The sequence below is a fragment of the Streptomyces synnematoformans genome, assembly GCF_039531005.1.
GTDB lineage: Bacteria > Actinomycetota > Actinomycetes > Streptomycetales > Streptomycetaceae > Streptomyces > Streptomyces synnematoformans.
Genome location: NZ_BAAAPF010000015.1, coordinates 33,843 through 49,169, shown reverse-complemented (window position 1 = coordinate 49,169; position 15,327 = coordinate 33,843). Strand labels below are relative to the sequence as shown.

Annotated in this window: 13 protein-coding genes and 1 pseudogene; 4 read left to right on the top strand and 10 right to left on the bottom strand. The window is 74.3% G+C overall.

Annotated elements, in window-relative coordinates:
- Positions 1 to 350: pseudogene (locus ABD317_RS05455) on the bottom strand (acyl-CoA synthetase); the annotation flags it as partial.
- A gap of 162 nt (positions 351 to 512) precedes the next feature.
- On the opposite strand from ABD317_RS05455, the gene murA reads away from it, so the two are divergent.
- Positions 513 to 1,874 (top strand): UDP-N-acetylglucosamine 1-carboxyvinyltransferase, encoded by a 1,362-nt coding sequence (murA, locus tag ABD317_RS05450; RefSeq protein ID WP_027754357.1) that lies wholly within the window; start codon positions 513 to 515, stop codon positions 1,872 to 1,874.
- Positions 1,875 to 2,019: 145 nt separating this feature from the next.
- Here murA and ABD317_RS05445 read toward each other — a convergent pair whose 3' ends face one another.
- The 8 genes from ABD317_RS05445 to ABD317_RS05410 form a co-directional block, all read right to left on the bottom strand.
- Positions 2,020 to 2,301 carry an HU family DNA-binding protein gene (locus ABD317_RS05445; RefSeq protein WP_027741684.1) on the bottom strand — a complete coding sequence of 94 codons (282 nt, stop codon included), beginning with the start codon at positions 2,299 to 2,301 and terminating at the stop codon, positions 2,020 to 2,022.
- A gap of 269 nt (positions 2,302 to 2,570) precedes the next feature.
- On the bottom strand, positions 2,571 to 4,004 hold the full coding sequence (locus ABD317_RS05440; RefSeq protein WP_344288356.1) for an NAD-dependent malic enzyme: 1,434 nt from the start codon (positions 4,002 to 4,004) through the stop codon (positions 2,571 to 2,573).
- A gap of 462 nt (positions 4,005 to 4,466) precedes the next feature.
- Positions 4,467 to 6,791, bottom strand: coding sequence for a HelD family protein (locus tag ABD317_RS05435; protein ID WP_344288354.1), 2,325 nt, complete (start codon positions 6,789 to 6,791; stop codon positions 4,467 to 4,469).
- Between the two features lie 127 nt (positions 6,792 to 6,918).
- Entirely contained in the window at positions 6,919 to 7,644 is a 726-nt protein-coding gene (locus ABD317_RS05430; RefSeq protein WP_344288352.1) for a zf-HC2 domain-containing protein, read from the bottom strand.
- Positions 7,641 to 8,189, bottom strand: coding sequence for a sigma-70 family RNA polymerase sigma factor (locus ABD317_RS05425; RefSeq protein WP_027754361.1), 549 nt, complete (start codon positions 8,187 to 8,189; stop codon positions 7,641 to 7,643). The genes ABD317_RS05430 and ABD317_RS05425 overlap by 4 nt, the downstream gene beginning before the upstream one ends.
- Before the next feature lie 45 nt (positions 8,190 to 8,234).
- Complete coding sequence (locus tag ABD317_RS05420; RefSeq protein ID WP_344288350.1) at positions 8,235 to 9,377, bottom strand: uroporphyrinogen-III synthase; 1,143 nt, start codon at positions 9,375 to 9,377, stop codon at positions 8,235 to 8,237.
- A gap of 78 nt (positions 9,378 to 9,455) precedes the next feature.
- Entirely contained in the window at positions 9,456 to 10,844 is a 1,389-nt protein-coding gene (locus ABD317_RS05415) for a nitrate/nitrite transporter (RefSeq protein ID WP_344288348.1), read from the bottom strand.
- A gap of 311 nt (positions 10,845 to 11,155) precedes the next feature.
- Complete coding sequence (locus ABD317_RS05410) at positions 11,156 to 11,608, bottom strand: winged helix-turn-helix transcriptional regulator (protein ID WP_344288346.1); 453 nt, start codon at positions 11,606 to 11,608, stop codon at positions 11,156 to 11,158.
- Between the two features lie 83 nt (positions 11,609 to 11,691).
- On the opposite strand from ABD317_RS05410, the gene ABD317_RS05405 reads away from it, so the two are divergent.
- From ABD317_RS05405 to ABD317_RS05395, 3 genes are all read left to right on the top strand, one after another.
- A complete protein-coding gene (locus ABD317_RS05405) occupies positions 11,692 to 12,972 on the top strand; it encodes an MFS transporter (RefSeq protein ID WP_344288344.1) in 1,281 nt (426 codons plus the stop codon).
- Positions 12,969 to 13,337 carry a MerR family transcriptional regulator gene (locus ABD317_RS05400; RefSeq protein ID WP_344288342.1) on the top strand — a complete coding sequence of 123 codons (369 nt, stop codon included), beginning with the start codon at positions 12,969 to 12,971 and terminating at the stop codon, positions 13,335 to 13,337. The genes ABD317_RS05405 and ABD317_RS05400 overlap by 4 nt, the downstream gene beginning before the upstream one ends.
- A gap of 79 nt (positions 13,338 to 13,416) precedes the next feature.
- Positions 13,417 to 14,415: a zinc-binding dehydrogenase gene (locus tag ABD317_RS05395; protein ID WP_344288339.1), complete on the top strand. Its 999-nt coding sequence runs from the start codon at positions 13,417 to 13,419 to the stop codon at positions 14,413 to 14,415.
- Between the two features lie 46 nt (positions 14,416 to 14,461).
- Here ABD317_RS05395 and ABD317_RS05390 read toward each other — a convergent pair whose 3' ends face one another.
- Complete coding sequence (locus tag ABD317_RS05390; protein ID WP_344288337.1) at positions 14,462 to 15,238, bottom strand: SDR family oxidoreductase; 777 nt, start codon at positions 15,236 to 15,238, stop codon at positions 14,462 to 14,464.
- Positions 15,239 to 15,327 lie beyond the last annotated feature (89 nt).

Here is a 15,327-nt window from a genome sequence, read left to right as displayed (position 1 = left end):
CCGCCGCCCGCGGCGGCACCACCCGCTCCGGCGCCGGCACCGGCGCCCGCCGCCGCGCCCAGCAGCTCCGCGTGGGCGGCCGCCGCGCCCGCCGGGTCCAGGTCGTCGTACTCCGGCACCCGCCCCGGGTCCGCCGCGCGCCGGCGCCACTGGGCGTGCCGTACCGCCTGCGCCAGGGCCCGCGCCGCCCGCTCCCCCGCCGGGTACGCGGGGATGCCGTCCGGCGGGGCCGCCAGGGCCTCCGGCAGGCCCTCGATCTCCAGGTGGACGACGGCCACCGGCTTCGTCGGGCCGGCCCCGCCCTCCTCACCCGCGCCGCCGCAGCCCCGCCCCTCCGGCGCGCCCGTCACCCTGCGCACCCTCGCGTCGCACGCAGAGTCCCCCGGTGGCGGTTCCGTCCGTTCTGTAGCGAACTCATGACGTTCCCGGGCCCACCCGGACCCGGGGGAACGGTGTCCGCGGGGCATTAGCATTTCTGTCTGTCCCAGCCCGTCTCCAGGATCGCGAGACTCATGACAGCTCCTGACAGCGCCGATGTCCTTCTCGTCCACGGCGGTACGCCCCTGCGGGGCGAGATCCACGTCCGCGGGGCCAAGAATCTCGTGCCCAAGGCGATGGTCGCCGCGCTGCTCGGCAGCTCCCCCAGCCGGCTGCGCAACGTGCCGGACATCCGCGACGTGCGGGTGGTCCGCGGCCTGCTGCAGCTGCACGGCGTGACCGTGGGGCCGGGCGACGAGCCCGGTGAGCTGGTGCTCGACCCGACGCACGTGGAGAGCGCGCACGTCGCGGACATCGACGCGCACGCCGGCTCGTCCCGTATCCCGATCCTCTTCTGCGGGCCGCTGCTGCACCGCCTCGGCCACGCCTTCATCCCCGGGCTCGGCGGCTGCGACATCGGCGGGCGGCCCATCGACTTCCACTTCGACGTGCTGCGGCAGTTCGGCGCCCGGATCGACAAGCGCGCGGACGGGCAGTATCTGGAGGCGCCGCAGCGGCTGCGGGGGACGAAGATCCGGCTGCCGTACCCGTCGGTCGGGGCCACCGAGCAGGTGCTGCTGACGGCCGTGCTGGCGGAGGGCGTCACCGAGCTGTCCAACGCGGCCGTGGAGCCGGAGATCGAGGACCTCATCTGCGTGCTGCAGAAGATGGGCGCGATCATCGCGATGGACACCGACCGGGCCATCCGCATCACCGGCGTGGACCAGCTCGGCGGCTACACCCACCGCGCCCTGCCGGACCGGCTGGAGGCCGCCTCCTGGGCGTCCGCGGCGCTGGCCACCGAGGGCGACGTGTTCGTCCGCGGCGCGCTGCAGCGCTCGATGATGACGTTCCTGAACACCTTCCGGAAGGTCGGCGGCGCCTTCGAGATCGGCGACGACGGTATCCGGTTCTGGCATCCCGGCGGGCCGCTCAACGCGATCGCGCTGGAGACCGACGTCCACCCCGGCTTCCAGACCGACTGGCAGCAGCCGCTGGTCGTCGCGCTCACCCAGGCGTCGGGGCTGTCGATCGTGCACGAGACGGTGTACGAGTCCCGTCTCGGCTTCACCTCCGCGCTCAACCAGATGGGCGCGCACATCCAGCTCTACCGCGAGTGCCTGGGCGGCACGCCCTGCCGCTTCGGGCAGCGTAACTTCCTGCACTCCGCGGTCGTGTCCGGGCCGACGAAGCTGGAGGGCGCCGACCTGGTCATCCCGGACCTGCGCGGCGGCTTCTCGTACCTCATCGCGGCGCTGGCGGCGCAGGGCACCTCGCGGGTGCACGGCATCGACCTGATCAACCGCGGCTACGAGAACTTCCTGCAGAAGCTCGCGGACCTCGGCGCCCGCGCCGAGCTGCCGGACGTCCCGGTGGCCGCCGCCGCGGCCGGCTGAGGCGCACGGACGCGGCGGAGGCGGCGATCGCGGCGGAGGCAGCGTAGGCGCGCGGGCGGCGGGGACGGACGGCTGCCCCCGCGGAGACGGGCGGAGGGCGGCCGCCCCCGCCGGGTCCGGCCGCCCTCCTTCTCGGCTGCGGGCCTTACTTGCCCTTCGCCGCCTCCTTCAGCTTCGAACCGGCCGTGACCTTCACGCTGTAACCAGCGGGGATCTGGATCGGCTCGCCGGTCTGCGGGTTGCGGGCGGAGCGCGCCTTGCGGTGCGTGCGCTCGAAGGTCAGGAAGCCGGGGATCGTGATCCTCTCGTCGCCCTTGCTGACGACCTCCCCGGCGACCTCGGCGAGGGCGGCCACCACGGCGTCGGCGTCCTTACGGGTCACCTCGGCGCGTTCTGCGATCGCGGCCACCAGCTCACTGCGGTTCATATCTGTCTCCCGTGTGTTCTTGCCATTGAGGCGTGAGATCAAAGCCGATGCTGCCAGGACCCGCTGACAGTCCCCGTAACCGGGTCCCGTGACAGCGCCTCGCGCCCGACTACGCATCCTGCCCTCACCTGCGGCGGAAACGCCAATCCGGCGCCCTGGCGCGTCGTACACCGCAGCCCGTCCATCCGCACACTTATGACGTACGCGCGCCCCGAAAGCCAGGCGACTCGCCGGGGCCCGGCCCGTTCCCACGCGGGGTGAACGGGCGGTTACACGCCCCCGGTGGGCGGCTGCGTCACGCCCGCGGCCTGTGCGGCGTCGCGGACGGCGTCGGCGACGGCGGGGGCCACCCGGTCGTTGAAGACGCTGGGGATGATGTAGTTCGGGTTCAGCTCGTCGCCGTGGACGACGTCGGCGATGGCGCGGGCCGCGGCGATCATCATCTCGGAGTTGACGGTGTGCGAGTGCGCGTCGAGCAGCCCGCGGAAGACGCCGGGGAAGACGAGCACGTTGTTGATCTGGTTCGGGAAGTCGCTGCGCCCGGTGGCGACGACGGCGGCGTGCTCGCGGGCGGCGGCGGGGTCGACCTCGGGGTCGGGGTTGGCCAGCGCGAAGACGATCGCGTCGGGCGCCATGGTGGCGACGTCGGCGCCGTCGATGACGTCGGGGGCGGAGACCCCGATGAAGACGTCCGCGCCGTGCACGGCGTCCTTCAGCGTGCCGGTGAGACCGTCGCGATTGGTGTTCTCGGCGATCCAGCGCAGCGCCGTGCCGGGCGGGACGTCGGCCAGGTCGGCGCGGCCGGAGTGGACCACGCCGTTGATGTCGGCGACGACGGTGTGCTTGACGCCGGCGTCGATCAGCAGCTTGAGGATCGCGGTGCCCGCGGCGCCCGCGCCGGACATCACCACGCGCACGTCCCCCAGTTCCTTGCCGACGACCCGCAGCGCGTTGGTCAGCGCGGCGAGCACGACGATGGCGGTGCCGTGCTGGTCGTCGTGGAAGACCGGGATGTCCAGCGCCTCGCGCAGCCGCGCCTCGATCTCGAAGCAGCGGGGCGCGGAGATGTCCTCCAGGTTGATGCCGGCGAAGCCGGGGGCGATGGCCTTGACGATCTCCACGATCGTGTCGGTGTCCTGGGTGTCCAGGCACAGCGGCCAGGCGTCGATGGCGGCGAAGCGCTTGAACAGGGCCGCCTTGCCCTCCATCACCGGCAGCGCGGCCTTGGGCCCGATGTTGCCCAGGCCCAGGACGGCGGAGCCGTCGGTGACCACGGCGACGCTGTTGCGCTTGATGGTCAGCCGGCGGGCGTCCTCGGGGTTCTCGGCGATCTGCATGCAGACGCGGGCGACGCCGGGGGTGTAGATCATCGACAGGTCGTCGCGGTTGCGGATCGGGTGCTTGGACTGCATCTCGATCTTGCCGCCGAGGTGCATGAGGAACGTACGGTCGGACACCTTGCCGACGATGACGCCCTCGATGCCGCGGAGCTTCTCGACGATGGAGCGCGCGTGGTCCGTGGAGGCGGCGGCGATGGTGACGTCGATCCGCAGCCGCTCGTGGCCGGAGGCGGTGACGTCGAGGCCGGTGACGCTGCCGCCGGAGGCCTCCACGGCGGAGGTGAGCTGGCTGACGGCGTTGCCGCCGGCGGGCACCTCCAGCCGGACCGTGTTCGAGTAGGAGACGCTTGGCGCCGTTGCCATGGCCGTGTGTTCCCTCGTGTGTGCTGGTGTGGTGAAGCCACGGGGCGCGCGATACGCCCCGTTGCGGATCGGGTCGATAGTCGCACCTACTGTGCGGTATCCGGTAACCCCGGAGCGCGGAATCACTTTTCCACAGGAGGTGACCGGCGGCAACGCATCCGGGCGGCGGGGGAGACGACGGGAGGGACGGGTGGGAAAGACGGGTGGGAAAGACGTCGGGCCGGGTGCGCGGCGTCTCCGCCGCACGCCCGGCCCGTTGCAGCCTGGCGGCACCGACCCGCCAGCTCGCCTCGCGGCAAGTGGGCGCTCGAAGCGCCTATGGTTGGGCCCGGGGGCATGGATCGGGCCGGTGCCACTTGCCAGGCTAACAAACCGTCCCCGTAAGGCCATTCCCGTCCCGGCGGCCTCCGCCGCCCCCGCGGCCCGGCCGGTCCGCCCGGCCCGCTCGACCCGCGAAGGGGGTTACGGCCGCAGCAGGTCCGGGACGCCGGCGGCGTCCGGAAGGTCCGCGGGCGTGGCGACGACCGTCAGCCGCTGCGTCGCGCGGGTCAGCGCCACGTACAGCACCCGCAGGCCCGCCGGCGACTCGTCCGCCATCTCCGCCGGCGAGAGCACCACCGTCGCGTCGTACTCCAGCCCCTTGGCCTCCAGGCTGCCCAGCACCACCACCCGCTCCCCCAGCCCCGCCAGCCGGCCGCGGGCCTCGTCGCGCCGGCCCATCGGCACCACCACGCCCACCGTGCCGTCGACGTCCGCCAGCAGCCGCCCGACCTCCGCGCGCACCGTGTCGTACGGATCCGCCCCCGCCGTCCGGAACGCCGGCTCCGCCCCCGTGGACCGCACCGCCTCCGGCGGCCGGGTGCCGGGCATGGCCAGCGCCAGGACCCGGGACGCCACGTCGGCGATCTCCGCCGGGTTGCGGTAGTTGACGGTGAGGGTGAAGCGGCGCCGTGGGCGGGTGCCCAGCGCCTCCGTACGGGCCGCGGCGGCCTCCTCCGGGTCCGGCCACGAACTCTGCGCGGGGTCGCCGACGACCGTCCAGGTGGCGTGCCGCCCGCGGCGGCCCACCATCCGCCACTGCATCGGCGTGAGGTCCTGCGCCTCGTCGACGATGACGTGCGCGTACTCCTGCCGTTCGGTGTCCCGCCGGCGCGGCGCGGGCGCGGTGCGCTCCGCGTACGTCGTCAGCTCCTCCAGGCCCGTCAGCGTCTCCAGCGGGTCCAGCTCCCGCGGCCTGGCCGGCTTCGCGGGCGCGCCGAGGAGCACCTGCAACTCGTCCAGCAGCGCCACGTCGTGCACGGTCAGCCCGTCCCGGGCCAGCGAGCGGGCGACGCCGCGGACCTCGGCGGGGGTCAGCACGCGCCGCGCGAAGCCCGCGAGCCGCCGCTCGTCGGCGAGCGCCGCGAGCACCCCGCGCGGCGTCAGCTCCGGCCACCAGGCGTCGAGGAAGCCGGTGAAGTCGTCCTCGGTGGAGATGTCCTCGTCGAACGCCGCCCGCGCCTCCGCGGCCAGCTCCGGGTCGTCGTAGCGCGGCCGGGCGCCGGACTTCTGCCACAGCGCGTCCAGCAGGAACCGGCGGGCCCGGGCCCGCAGCAGGTTCACCGGCGCCGTGCCGCCGAGCACCGCCTGCCGGACGCGGCGCAGCTCCCGCGCGTCCAGCTCCACCCGGGCGCCGAACGCGACGACCCGCAGCCGCTGCGGCACGTCGCCCAGCGAAAGCGCGCCGCGCGCCGCCCGGCGCAGCACCCCCGTCATGCGCGCGGAGCCCTTGACCCGGGCCACCGCCGGCTCGTCGTACAGCGTCACCGCCCCGTCGTCGACACCGTCGACCAGCGACCCCACCGCCCGGATCGCGACCTGCCCCTCCTCCCCCAGCGACGGCAGCACGCCCTCGGTGTACGCCACGAGCAGCGGCGTCGGGCTGACGACCAGGATCCCGCCGGCGTACCTGCGCCGGTCCTGGTACAGCAGGTACGCGGCGCGGTGCAGCGCCACCGCCGTCTTGCCGGTGCCGGGGCCGCCCTCGACCTCGGTGACGGAGGCGGCCGGGGCCCGGATGACGGTGTCCTGCTCGGCCTGGATGGAGGAGACGATGTCGCGCATCGCGTGCGTACGCGCCCGGCCCAGCGCCGCCATCAGCGCGCCGTCGCCGACCACCGGCAGCGCGGCGCCGTCGAGCGTCACGGACAGCTCGGGCCGCAGCAGGTCGTCCTCGACGCCGAGCACCCGGCGGCCCCGGGAGCGGATCACGCGCCGCCGCACGACCCGGCCGGGGGCGACGGGGGTGGCGCGGTAGAAGGGCGCGGCGGCGGGGGCGCGCCAGTCGATGACCAGCGGGGCGTAGTCGGCGTCGAGGACGCCGAGGCGGCCGATGTGCAGGGTCTCGGCGATCCGCGCGCGCTGCTCGCCGCCGGCGGCGTCACCGTCGCCCCCGCCGTCGCCCCCGCCGGTCTCCACGGCGTCGTCGGCGGGTTCGACGGAGGTGTACGCGCCGTCGGGGCCGCGGACGCCGTCCTTGCCGGGGAGCAGGTCGATGCGGCCGAAGAGGAAGTCCTCGAACTCGCTGTTCAGCCGGTTGAGGTGGACGCCGGCGCGGAAGACCTGCGCGTCGCGCTCGGCGAGCGCGCCGGGGGTGCCGACCTGGCCGCGCTTGGCGGCGTCGCTCATGAGGAACTCCGCCTCGTGGATCTTCTCCTCCAGGCGGTCGTACACGCGGTCCAGATGGTCCTGCTCGGCCTGGATCTCGCGATCCCGGACGGAGTCCGGGGCGGTGATGTGCGCGGTCACCCGCGGGCCCCCTTCGTACGGACAAGGCAGCCGTTCATCCTACCTCTCGCGGGCGGGTGCGCGGAGGTCGGCCCAGGTCGGCGCGGGGGTGGGGGCGGGGCGGGACGGAGCAGCGGAGGGGGTGCCGTCAGCCGGCGTCCGCGGGAACCGACACCAGCCGGTCGCCCTCCGAGGTGACCACCTCGAAGTGGTCGATGTCGTCCGGCGACATGCTCGTCCCCCCGGAGGTCCGCAGGCTGTTCCCGCCGCCGTAGCCGCTGGCGCCCGCGTTCCCGCCGGTCCCGGCGCCGTAGCCGTCCGCGGGCACCCCCCAGCTGGTCACCGTCTCGTGCGCGCCGTCCTTGCCCACGGCCTGCAGGTCGCAGCGGCGCGGGCCCTTCACCCCGCGCAGGTCCAGGTACACGCTCGTGCCCCAGGTCACCGGGCGCATGCTGATCCTGGCCTCCACGCCCGTCTCCGGGTCCACGGCCCTGATCCGCTGGCCCTGCCCGGCGACGTCCTCGCGCCGCTGCTCCGGCGGCGCCTCGTCCCCGGCCAGCATCACCGCCGTCACCACCGGCGCCGCGACGGCCACCACGGCCGCCGCCGCCACCGCGACGAGCAGCCGCCGGCGCACCAGCCGCTGCCGGGCCCGTACCGCCGACAACTCCGCCAGCAGCCGGTCGAGTGCGCCCGGCGGCGGCTCCTCCGGCGGCGGCACGTCCGCCAGCATGTCGGCGACCGGCATCAGCTCCGCCAGCGCGTCGGCGCACCGCGCGCACCCGGCGAGATGTTCCTCGAACCGCTCGGCCTCGTCCTGTTCCAGCGCGCCGATCGCGTACGCGCCGACGTCCGGATGCCGTTGCTCTGTCACGGCACCACTCCCCGTTCCTCCAGCGACAGCCGCAGCGAGCGCAGCGCGTAGAACACCCGCGAGCGCACGGTCCCCGCCGGCACGCCCAGCACCTCGGCCGCCTCGTTGGCCGTCCGACCCTTGAAGTACGTCTCCACCAGCGCGGCGCGGTGGGCGGGCGTCAGGTCGCCGAGCGCGTCGGAGAGGGTCATCAGCCGCAGCACCCGGTCGGTGTCGTCGGCGGCCGGGACGCTCTCCAGCGGCGCGGGGTCGGTCTCGTGCGGGCGCGCCTGCCGGCTGCGGTGTCCGTCGATCACAATGCGGCGGGCCACGGTGACCAGCCAGGGCCGCACGGAGCCGTCGGCCGCCGCCAGCTCGTCGGCGTGCCGCCAGGCACGCAGCAGCGTCTCCTGTACGACGTCCTCCGCCCGGTGCCGGTCGCCGGCGACCAGGCGCAGCACGAAGCCGAACAGCGGTCCCGCGTGTTCGCGGTAGAGGATCCGCATCAACTCCTCGTCGGGAGTCGGTTTCGAGCGCTGCGCGGCCACCACGGCATCGTCCCGCATCCCTCACCTCCGGGTCGAGTGATACGGGAACGGACGCCGGGGCGTTCAGGGGGTGGCGTACTTCGTGTCCGCGGAGGGGTCCAGGGACAGCCGGTAGCCGCGCTTGACGACGGTCTGGATGAGCTTCGGCACGCCCAGCGCCGTACGCACCCGGGTCATCGCCGTCTCCACCGCGTGCTCGTCGCTGCCCGCGCCCGGCAGCGCGCGCAGCAGGTCGGCGCGGGAGACGACCCAGCCGGGGCGGTGGGCCAGGGCGCGCAGCAGCGCCATGCCGGCCGGCGGTACGGGGCGCAGCTCGCCGTCGATGACGACGGCGTGGCCGCGGATCTCCACGCGGTGGCCGGCGACCGGCAGCGGCCGTACGCGGCCGGGGAGTTCGAGGGCGACGAGCTGCACGAGCGGCCCGAGGCGGTAGCGCTCCGGCTGGAACGTCGGCACGTCGTGCCGGTCCAGCGGCAGCGCCGTGAGCGGCCCCACGCAGGCGGGCAGCACGGTGTGGCGCAGGGCGTCCAGGACCTCGTCGAGGCGGTGCCGGGCCGCCGCCCGGTCCAGGAAGCTGGCGGCGGCCGGGGCGCTGGTGAACGTCACCGCGTCCACGCCGTGGCTGAGGACCGCGTCGAGCAGCCGGTCCAGCGGCGCCGGGTCCTCCGGGGCCATCCACCGGTACACCGGCACCACGACGACGACCGCCCCCGCGGCCCGCAGCGCCTCCACGAACCCCGGCAGCGGCTCGCCGTGCTGCTGCAGCGCCACCCGCCGCCCCTCGGCGCCCTCGGCGAGCAGCCGGTCCAGCACCTCTGCCATCGACTCCGAGGCCGGCGACCACGCTTCGGTCAGCCCCGCCGCCCGGATCGCGCCGCGCACCTTCGGCCCGCGCGCCAGCAGCTCCACCCCGGCCAGCCGGTCGAGCAGCGCGTCGCCGAGGCCCCAGCCGTCGGCGGCCTCGACCCAGCCGCGGAAGCCGATGGCGGTGGTGGCGACGACGACGTCCGGGGGGTCGCCGATGAGCTGCTTGGTGGTGTTCAGCAGCTCGTCGTCGTCGTGCAGGGGGACGATCCGCAGCGCGGGCGCGCGGTGCACGACCGCGCCGCGCCGCTCCAGCAGGGTGCTCAGCTCGTCCGCGCGACGGGCGGCCGTCACCCCGACGGAGAAGCCCTCCAGGGGTTTGACCTCGGCGGGTACGGTCATGTCTCGCTGCTCCCCGGTCGGTGCCGTCTGTGCTGGTCGTGCTGGTCGTGCCGTGCTGCGCCGTCCGTGGTGCTCCGCTCACACCCCCGCGTACGCGTGCTGCCGCGGCCCCGGGCCGTCCGCGCCGTCGTCGGCGCCCGGCGCGGGCGTGCGCGGGCCGCGCAGGTACACGACCCAGGTCACCACGAAACACACAGCGTAGAAGACGAGGAAGGCCACGCAGGCGGCCGTGCCGCTGCCGTTGGAAAGGAAGGACTGCCGGAACGCGAGGTTGATGCCGAGGCCGCCGAGCGTACCGACCGCGCCGATGAGCCCGATCGCGGCGCCGGACAGCCGCCGCGCGTAGGCGCCGGCCTCCTCGCCCCGCAGCCCCAGGGCGGACGCCTTGGCCTGGTAGATGCCGGGGATCATCTTGTACGTGGAGCCGTTGCCGAGCCCGGAGAAGAGGAACAGCGCGATGAAGCCGAACAGGTAGACGGGCAGCGACTCGCGTACGGAGGCGAAGACGACGACGGCCGTCGCGCCGCCCATCGCGGCGAAGTTCCACAGCGTGATCCGCGCCCCGCCGTGCCGGTCGGCCAGCCACCCGCCGAGCGGCCGGATCACCGAGCCGAGCAGCGGCCCGATGAACGTCACGGCCGCGGCCTGCAGCGGCGTGCGGTCGAACTGGGTCTGCAGCACGAGCCCGAAGGCGAAGCTGTAGCCGATGAACGAGCCGAAGGTGCCGATGTACAGGAACGACATGATCCACGTGTGCGCGTCCCGGACGGACTCCTTCGCCGCCCCGGTGTCGTTCCGTACCGGCGCCAGGTTGTCCATCCGCAGCCACGAGAGGGTGGCGGCGACGACGATCAGCGGTATGTAGATGGCGAGCAGCACCCGCGGCCGGCCGTCCCCGGCGACGGCGATGACCAGCAGCGTGACGAGCTGGATGACGGCCACCCCGACGTTGCCGCCGCCGGCGTTGAGGCCGAGGGCCCAGCCCTTGCGGTGCAGCGGGAAGAAGGCGTTGATGTTCGTCATCGACGAGGCGAAGTTGCCGCCGCCCACCCCGGCGAGCGCGGCGACCAGCAAGAAAGTGCCATACGACGTCCCCGGCTCCATCACGATGAACGCGGCGGACGTCGGCAGCAGGAGCATCAGCGCGCTGAACACCGTCCAGTTGCGCCCGCCGAAGCGGGCGACGGCGAAGGTGTACGGCACGCGCACGCAGGCGCCGACGAGGGTCGCGACGGAGACGAGAAAGAACTTCCCGGCGGCGTCGATGCCGTACTCGTCGCCCATGAAGAGGACGAGGACGGAGAAGAGAGTCCAGATGGAGAAGCCGATGTGCTCGGAGAAGACGGAGTAGAGGAGGTTGCGGTTGGCGGTCTTCTCGCCCCGCTCCGCCCAGAACACCTCGTCCTCGGGATCCCACTCCTCGATCCAGCGCTTCCCCCTGCGCGCGGTCTGCCCGGAGCCGGTCATCGCAGCCGTCCTGCCCTTCGTCGGCGGGCCGCCGCCCACGGGCGGGCGGCGGAATCTGGTTCAGGGTGACCGTAGGGACGGCGGGTTTCCACCCTGTGCCGACAGGTGACGCATGCGCAACCTTGCCCTCACGCGAGGGGGTCTTGACATGTGAGGGCGGAGCGGTCCGCCCCGCGGATAGGGCGGTCCGCGGCGCCTTCCCGGGCGCGGGAACAGGCGTTTCGCCGCACTTCACACGGCCGTAACAGGGGCGTGGCGGCTGCCGTCAGGACCCGGGGCGGCGAGGCGGCCGGGGGCCGGCGCGGCTGCGCTCAGGCGGTCTTCCGGACGTGCGACGCCTCGACGGAGAGCGGGGCGCCGCCCTGGCCGAGGGGGCGGAGTTCGGGAAGCTCCCGCCCGTGGTCGTCCACGAGAACGGAGTGCGGTTCGTCCGGGGCGAAGGCGTGGCGCTCGCCCCACTGGCGGAGGGCGACGACGGCGGCGAAGAGGTCCTTCCCCGCGGGGGTGAGGCGGTACGTGTGCCTTCTTCCGTCGGTGTCCGCGCCCTTGTCGAGGATGCCGTGTTCGACAAGCCTGCGGAGCCGGTCGGTGAGGATGTTGCGCGCGATCCCCAGCCGCTGGCGGAACTCGGTGAAGCTCGTCGCCCCGTCCATGGCGTCGCGGATGATCAGCAGGCTCCACCTGTCCCCGATGAGATCGACGGTCCGTGCGACCGGGCAGGCCGGGTCGGTCCAGGTGCCGCCCGCGGCGAGTGAGACGTCCACTGCCCCTCCAAGGTGAGTTGCAATCTGAAACCAGTATGCCCTAACGTCAGATCGGTTTCATTTTGAAACTCATAGGAGGTGGCATGCCGCAGGAACTGACCGGGAGGCAGCGGGGCCTGCTCGCGCTGATATGCGCGGTGGCGGTGTCGACCGTCTACGGCATCCAGCCGATCCTCGAAGCCGCCGGCGAGGACCTCGGGCTGCCCGAGGAAAGGCTGGGCTGGCTGGTCGCCGCCGGCCAGATCGGCTACCTCGCGGGGCTGGTGCTGCTCGTACCGCTGGGTGACCTGTTCAACCGCCGCGGGCTCATCACGGTGCACCTGCTGCTCACCGCCGCGGGCGCGGCGGTGACCGCCGCCGCGCCCGGCGGCGGCCTCGCGATCGCGGGCCTGGCCCTGGCCGGGCTGTTCGCCGTGGTCGTCCAGATCACCGTGGCGTACGTCGCCGCCGTCTCCCCGGCCCACGACCGCGGCCGCAACATCGGCGCCGTCACCGCGGGCGTGGTCACCGGGATCCTCGGAGTGCGGGTGATCGCCGGCGCCCTCGGCGAGCTGGCCGACTGGCGCGCGGTCTACCTCGTCATCGCCGGGCTGTGCGCGACGCTCGCCGTCGCCGCCCGTCTCACCCTCGCCCCCGACGTGCGCCGCCGCCCCCGCGTCCGGTACGGGCAGCTGCTGTCCTCGCTGGGACGGCTGGCCGTCGGCGACCGGCTCCTCCTCAGCAGGGGACTGATCGCGTTCTTCCTCTTCGCCTCCTTCGGCACGCTCTGGAGCGGACTGGCGCTCCCGCTCGGCGACGCGCCGTGGCACCTCGGCACCACCGAGACCGGGCTGTTCGGACTCGTCGGCCTCGTCGGGACGCTGGGCGCCGGCCGGGCCGGCCGCTGGGCCGACCGCGGTCTGGCGCCCCCGGTCACCCGCTGGTCGCTGGCACTGCTCACCGCCTCGTGGCTGCTCATCGCGCAGGCCGGGTCGTCGCTGTGGCTGTTGGTCCTCGGCGTCGCCGTCCTGGACTTCGCCGTGCAGGCCGTCCACGTCAGCAGCCAGCACCTGCTCGTCACCGCCCGCCCCGACCGGAGCAGCAGCGTCATCGGCGCCTACATGGGCTTCTACTCCCTCGGCTCCGCGCTCGGCGCGGTCACCACCACCTGGGCCTACCACGCCGAGGGATGGCCGGCCGCAAGCCTGCTCGGCGCCGCCTACGCCGCCCTCGGCCTCCTCATCGCCGCCTCGACCCGGCGCCTCACCGACCCGCCCCGAGCGGACGAGGCGCGTGCACCCGGCGACGTCGTCCACCGCCCCCGGCGGCGCGGGCGGGCCGGGCGGGAAGACCGCGGTGCCCCCGGGCGTTGCCTCGGGGCATGAGGATCGGTGAGGCCGCCAGCGTCAGCGGGGTGAGCGCCCGGTCGCTGCGGCACTACGAGGACGAGGGCCTGATCGTCCCCGGCCGGTTCGGCAACGGGTTCCGCGACTACTGCCCGGCCACGATCGACCGGGTGCTCGTCATCCGCTCGCTGCTGGAGTCCGGGCTGCCCGTGCGGCTGATCAGGGAACTCCTGCCCGGCGTCACCGGCGAAGCCGGCGCCGGGGCGGACGCGGGGTGCGCGGAGTTCCTGCGCGAGGTGGAGGACTACCGCGACCGGCTCGCGGCCCGCATCGCCGTTCTCAGCGACCGGCAGGCGGCGCTCGACGCGTACCTCCGCGAGGCCCGCCGCGGCGGAGGCCGCTGACCGCCGCCTGATAGCCGCTTGATCGCCAGCTGATCGCCGCTTGACCCTGACACAAGTGTCAGGCTCCTACGTTCGCCGCATGGAGAACGACGAGCAGACGGTACGGGCACTCATCCAGCGGTCCCACCGGGGACCCGAGGACCTGACCCTCACCACCGGCCACCCCCGCCCCGCCCCCGGACCCGGCGACTACCTGGTCCGCGTCGGCGCCGCCGGGGTCAACTTCGCCGACGTCATGCAGGCCCGCGGCACGTACGGGGGCGGCCCGCGGGCGCCGTACGTGGCAGGCTTCGAGGGCGCCGGCGAGATCGTCGGCGCCGGCCCGGACGTCGCGCGCCCGCTGCCGCCCGGCACCCACGTCGTCGGGACCGGGCCGGGCGCCTTCGCGCAGTACATGACGATGCCGGCCGCGGGCGTGCTGCCCGTACCGTCCGGCTGGAGCGACGCCGCGGCGCTCGGGCTCGTACTGAACTGGGCCACCGCCCTGGCGGCGCTGAAGCCGCTCGGCGAGGTCCGGGCGGGCGAGACGGTCCTCGTGCACGCGGCGGCCGGAGGCGTGGGGCAGGCGGCCGTCCGCCTCGCCCGCCACTACGGCGCGCGCGTGATCGCCACGGCGTCGCCGGCGAAGCACGACGCCGTCGAGGCCCTCGGCGCCGACGCGGTCCTGGACGCCCGGCGCCCCGATCTGGCCGCGGAGGTCACCCGCCTGACCGGCGGGGTCGACCTGGTCCTGGAGTCGGTGGGGCGGGCCACGTTCCGGGCCAGCCTGTCGGTCGCCAGGCCCTTCACCGGACGGGTCGTGGTGTTCGGCGCCGCCTCGGGCGACGCCTCCCTGACCACCCACGACCTGGTCTTCACCCACCAGGTGCAGGTCAAGGGCCTGCACATCGGTGCGCTGGCGGCCGCGGCCCCGGACCGCTACCGGTCGCTGCTCGCCGAGATCGAGGACCTCGTCGCCCGCGGCGTCTACCCGCCCGGCACGCCCCGGGTGCGCCCCCTGGCCGAAGGTCCGGCGGTGCTGCGGCAGCTCGCCGCCGGCCTGACCCGGGGCAAGCACGCCCTCGACCCCTGGCGCTAGGTACGGCGGACTACGGACTTCACGAGCCCGCCGCACCGCGTGCCGGTCAGGTGGGCTGGCCCGTGGGCATCAGCGTGACCTGCTGGAGGTTCGCCCGCGGCGGCAGCGCGGCCAGGAAGCCGACGGTGTCGGCGACGTCCTGCGGGGTGAGCCACTCCATGGCCTCCTTCGAGCCGGCCAACCACTCCCGCGCGCCCTCGTCGGTGACGTGGCTCTGCAGCTCGGTGCCCACGATGCCCGGCTCGATCGCCGCCACCCGCACGTTCTTCGGGCCCAGCTCGGTGCGCAGATGGCGGGAGAAGTGCGTGACGTACGCCTTGGTGGCGGAGTAGACGGCGAAGGCCGGGAAGATGTTCTGCGCCGCGATCGACGACGTGTTGACGAGGTCGGCGACGCCGCGCTCCGCCGCGGCCGCCACCAGCTGCGGGAGGAACGCGCCGGTCACGTGCGTCAGGGCGGTGACGTTCAGGTCGATCTGCTGCTGCCACTGGCCGGCGGCCAGCTCCTCCATGGGGGCGGGGAGCATGACGCCGGCGTTGTTGCACAGCAGGTCCGCGCCGCCCAGCTCGGCGGCCACCTGCCGGGCCGCCGCCCGGACGGCCGCACGGTCCGTGACGTCCGCGGTGAGCGCGAGCGCACGGCCGCCGTCCTTGGCGATCCGGGCCGCCAGCTCCTCCAGCCGCTCGGCGCGGCGGGCCAGCAGGACCACGTGGGCGCCCAGGCCGGCGAGCTTCTCGGCGGTCGCCTCACCGATGCCGCTGGAGGCTCCGGTGACGACCGCGACGCGGCCCTGCAGCGGGCCGGCGGTGTTCTGCACAGACATGGTGGAACTGCCTTCCGTGGGAAGTGGGCGGGGTAAGGGCCGGTGCCGTCGGGCTGCTCCCGGGCACAGCTCAAGCACACCAGCCGGGC

Bases quoted from the DNA above. Each gene is read 5' to 3' on its own strand.
- ABD317_RS05425 (WP_027754361.1), bottom strand. From the start codon at position 8,189: ATGCGGGACGATGCCGTGGTGGCCGCGCAGCGCTCGAAACCGACTCCC.
- ABD317_RS05405 (WP_344288344.1), top strand. From the start codon at position 11,692: ATGCCGCAGGAACTGACCGGGAGGCAGCGGGGCCTGCTCGCGCTGATA.
- murA (WP_027754357.1), top strand. From the start codon at position 513: ATGACAGCTCCTGACAGCGCCGATGTCCTTCTCGTCCACGGCGGTACG.
- ABD317_RS05420 (WP_344288350.1), bottom strand. From the start codon at position 9,377: ATGACCGTACCCGCCGAGGTCAAACCCCTGGAGGGCTTCTCCGTCGGG.
- ABD317_RS05395 (WP_344288339.1), top strand. From the start codon at position 13,417: ATGGAGAACGACGAGCAGACGGTACGGGCACTCATCCAGCGGTCCCAC.
- ABD317_RS05440 (WP_344288356.1), bottom strand. From the start codon at position 4,004: ATGGCAACGGCGCCAAGCGTCTCCTACTCGAACACGGTCCGGCTGGAG.
- ABD317_RS05390 (WP_344288337.1), bottom strand. From the start codon at position 15,238: ATGTCTGTGCAGAACACCGCCGGCCCGCTGCAGGGCCGCGTCGCGGTC.
- ABD317_RS05415 (WP_344288348.1), bottom strand. From the start codon at position 10,844: ATGACCGGCTCCGGGCAGACCGCGCGCAGGGGGAAGCGCTGGATCGAG.
- ABD317_RS05400 (WP_344288342.1), top strand. From the start codon at position 12,969: ATGAGGATCGGTGAGGCCGCCAGCGTCAGCGGGGTGAGCGCCCGGTCG.
- ABD317_RS05445 (WP_027741684.1), bottom strand. From the start codon at position 2,301: ATGAACCGCAGTGAGCTGGTGGCCGCGATCGCAGAACGCGCCGAGGTG.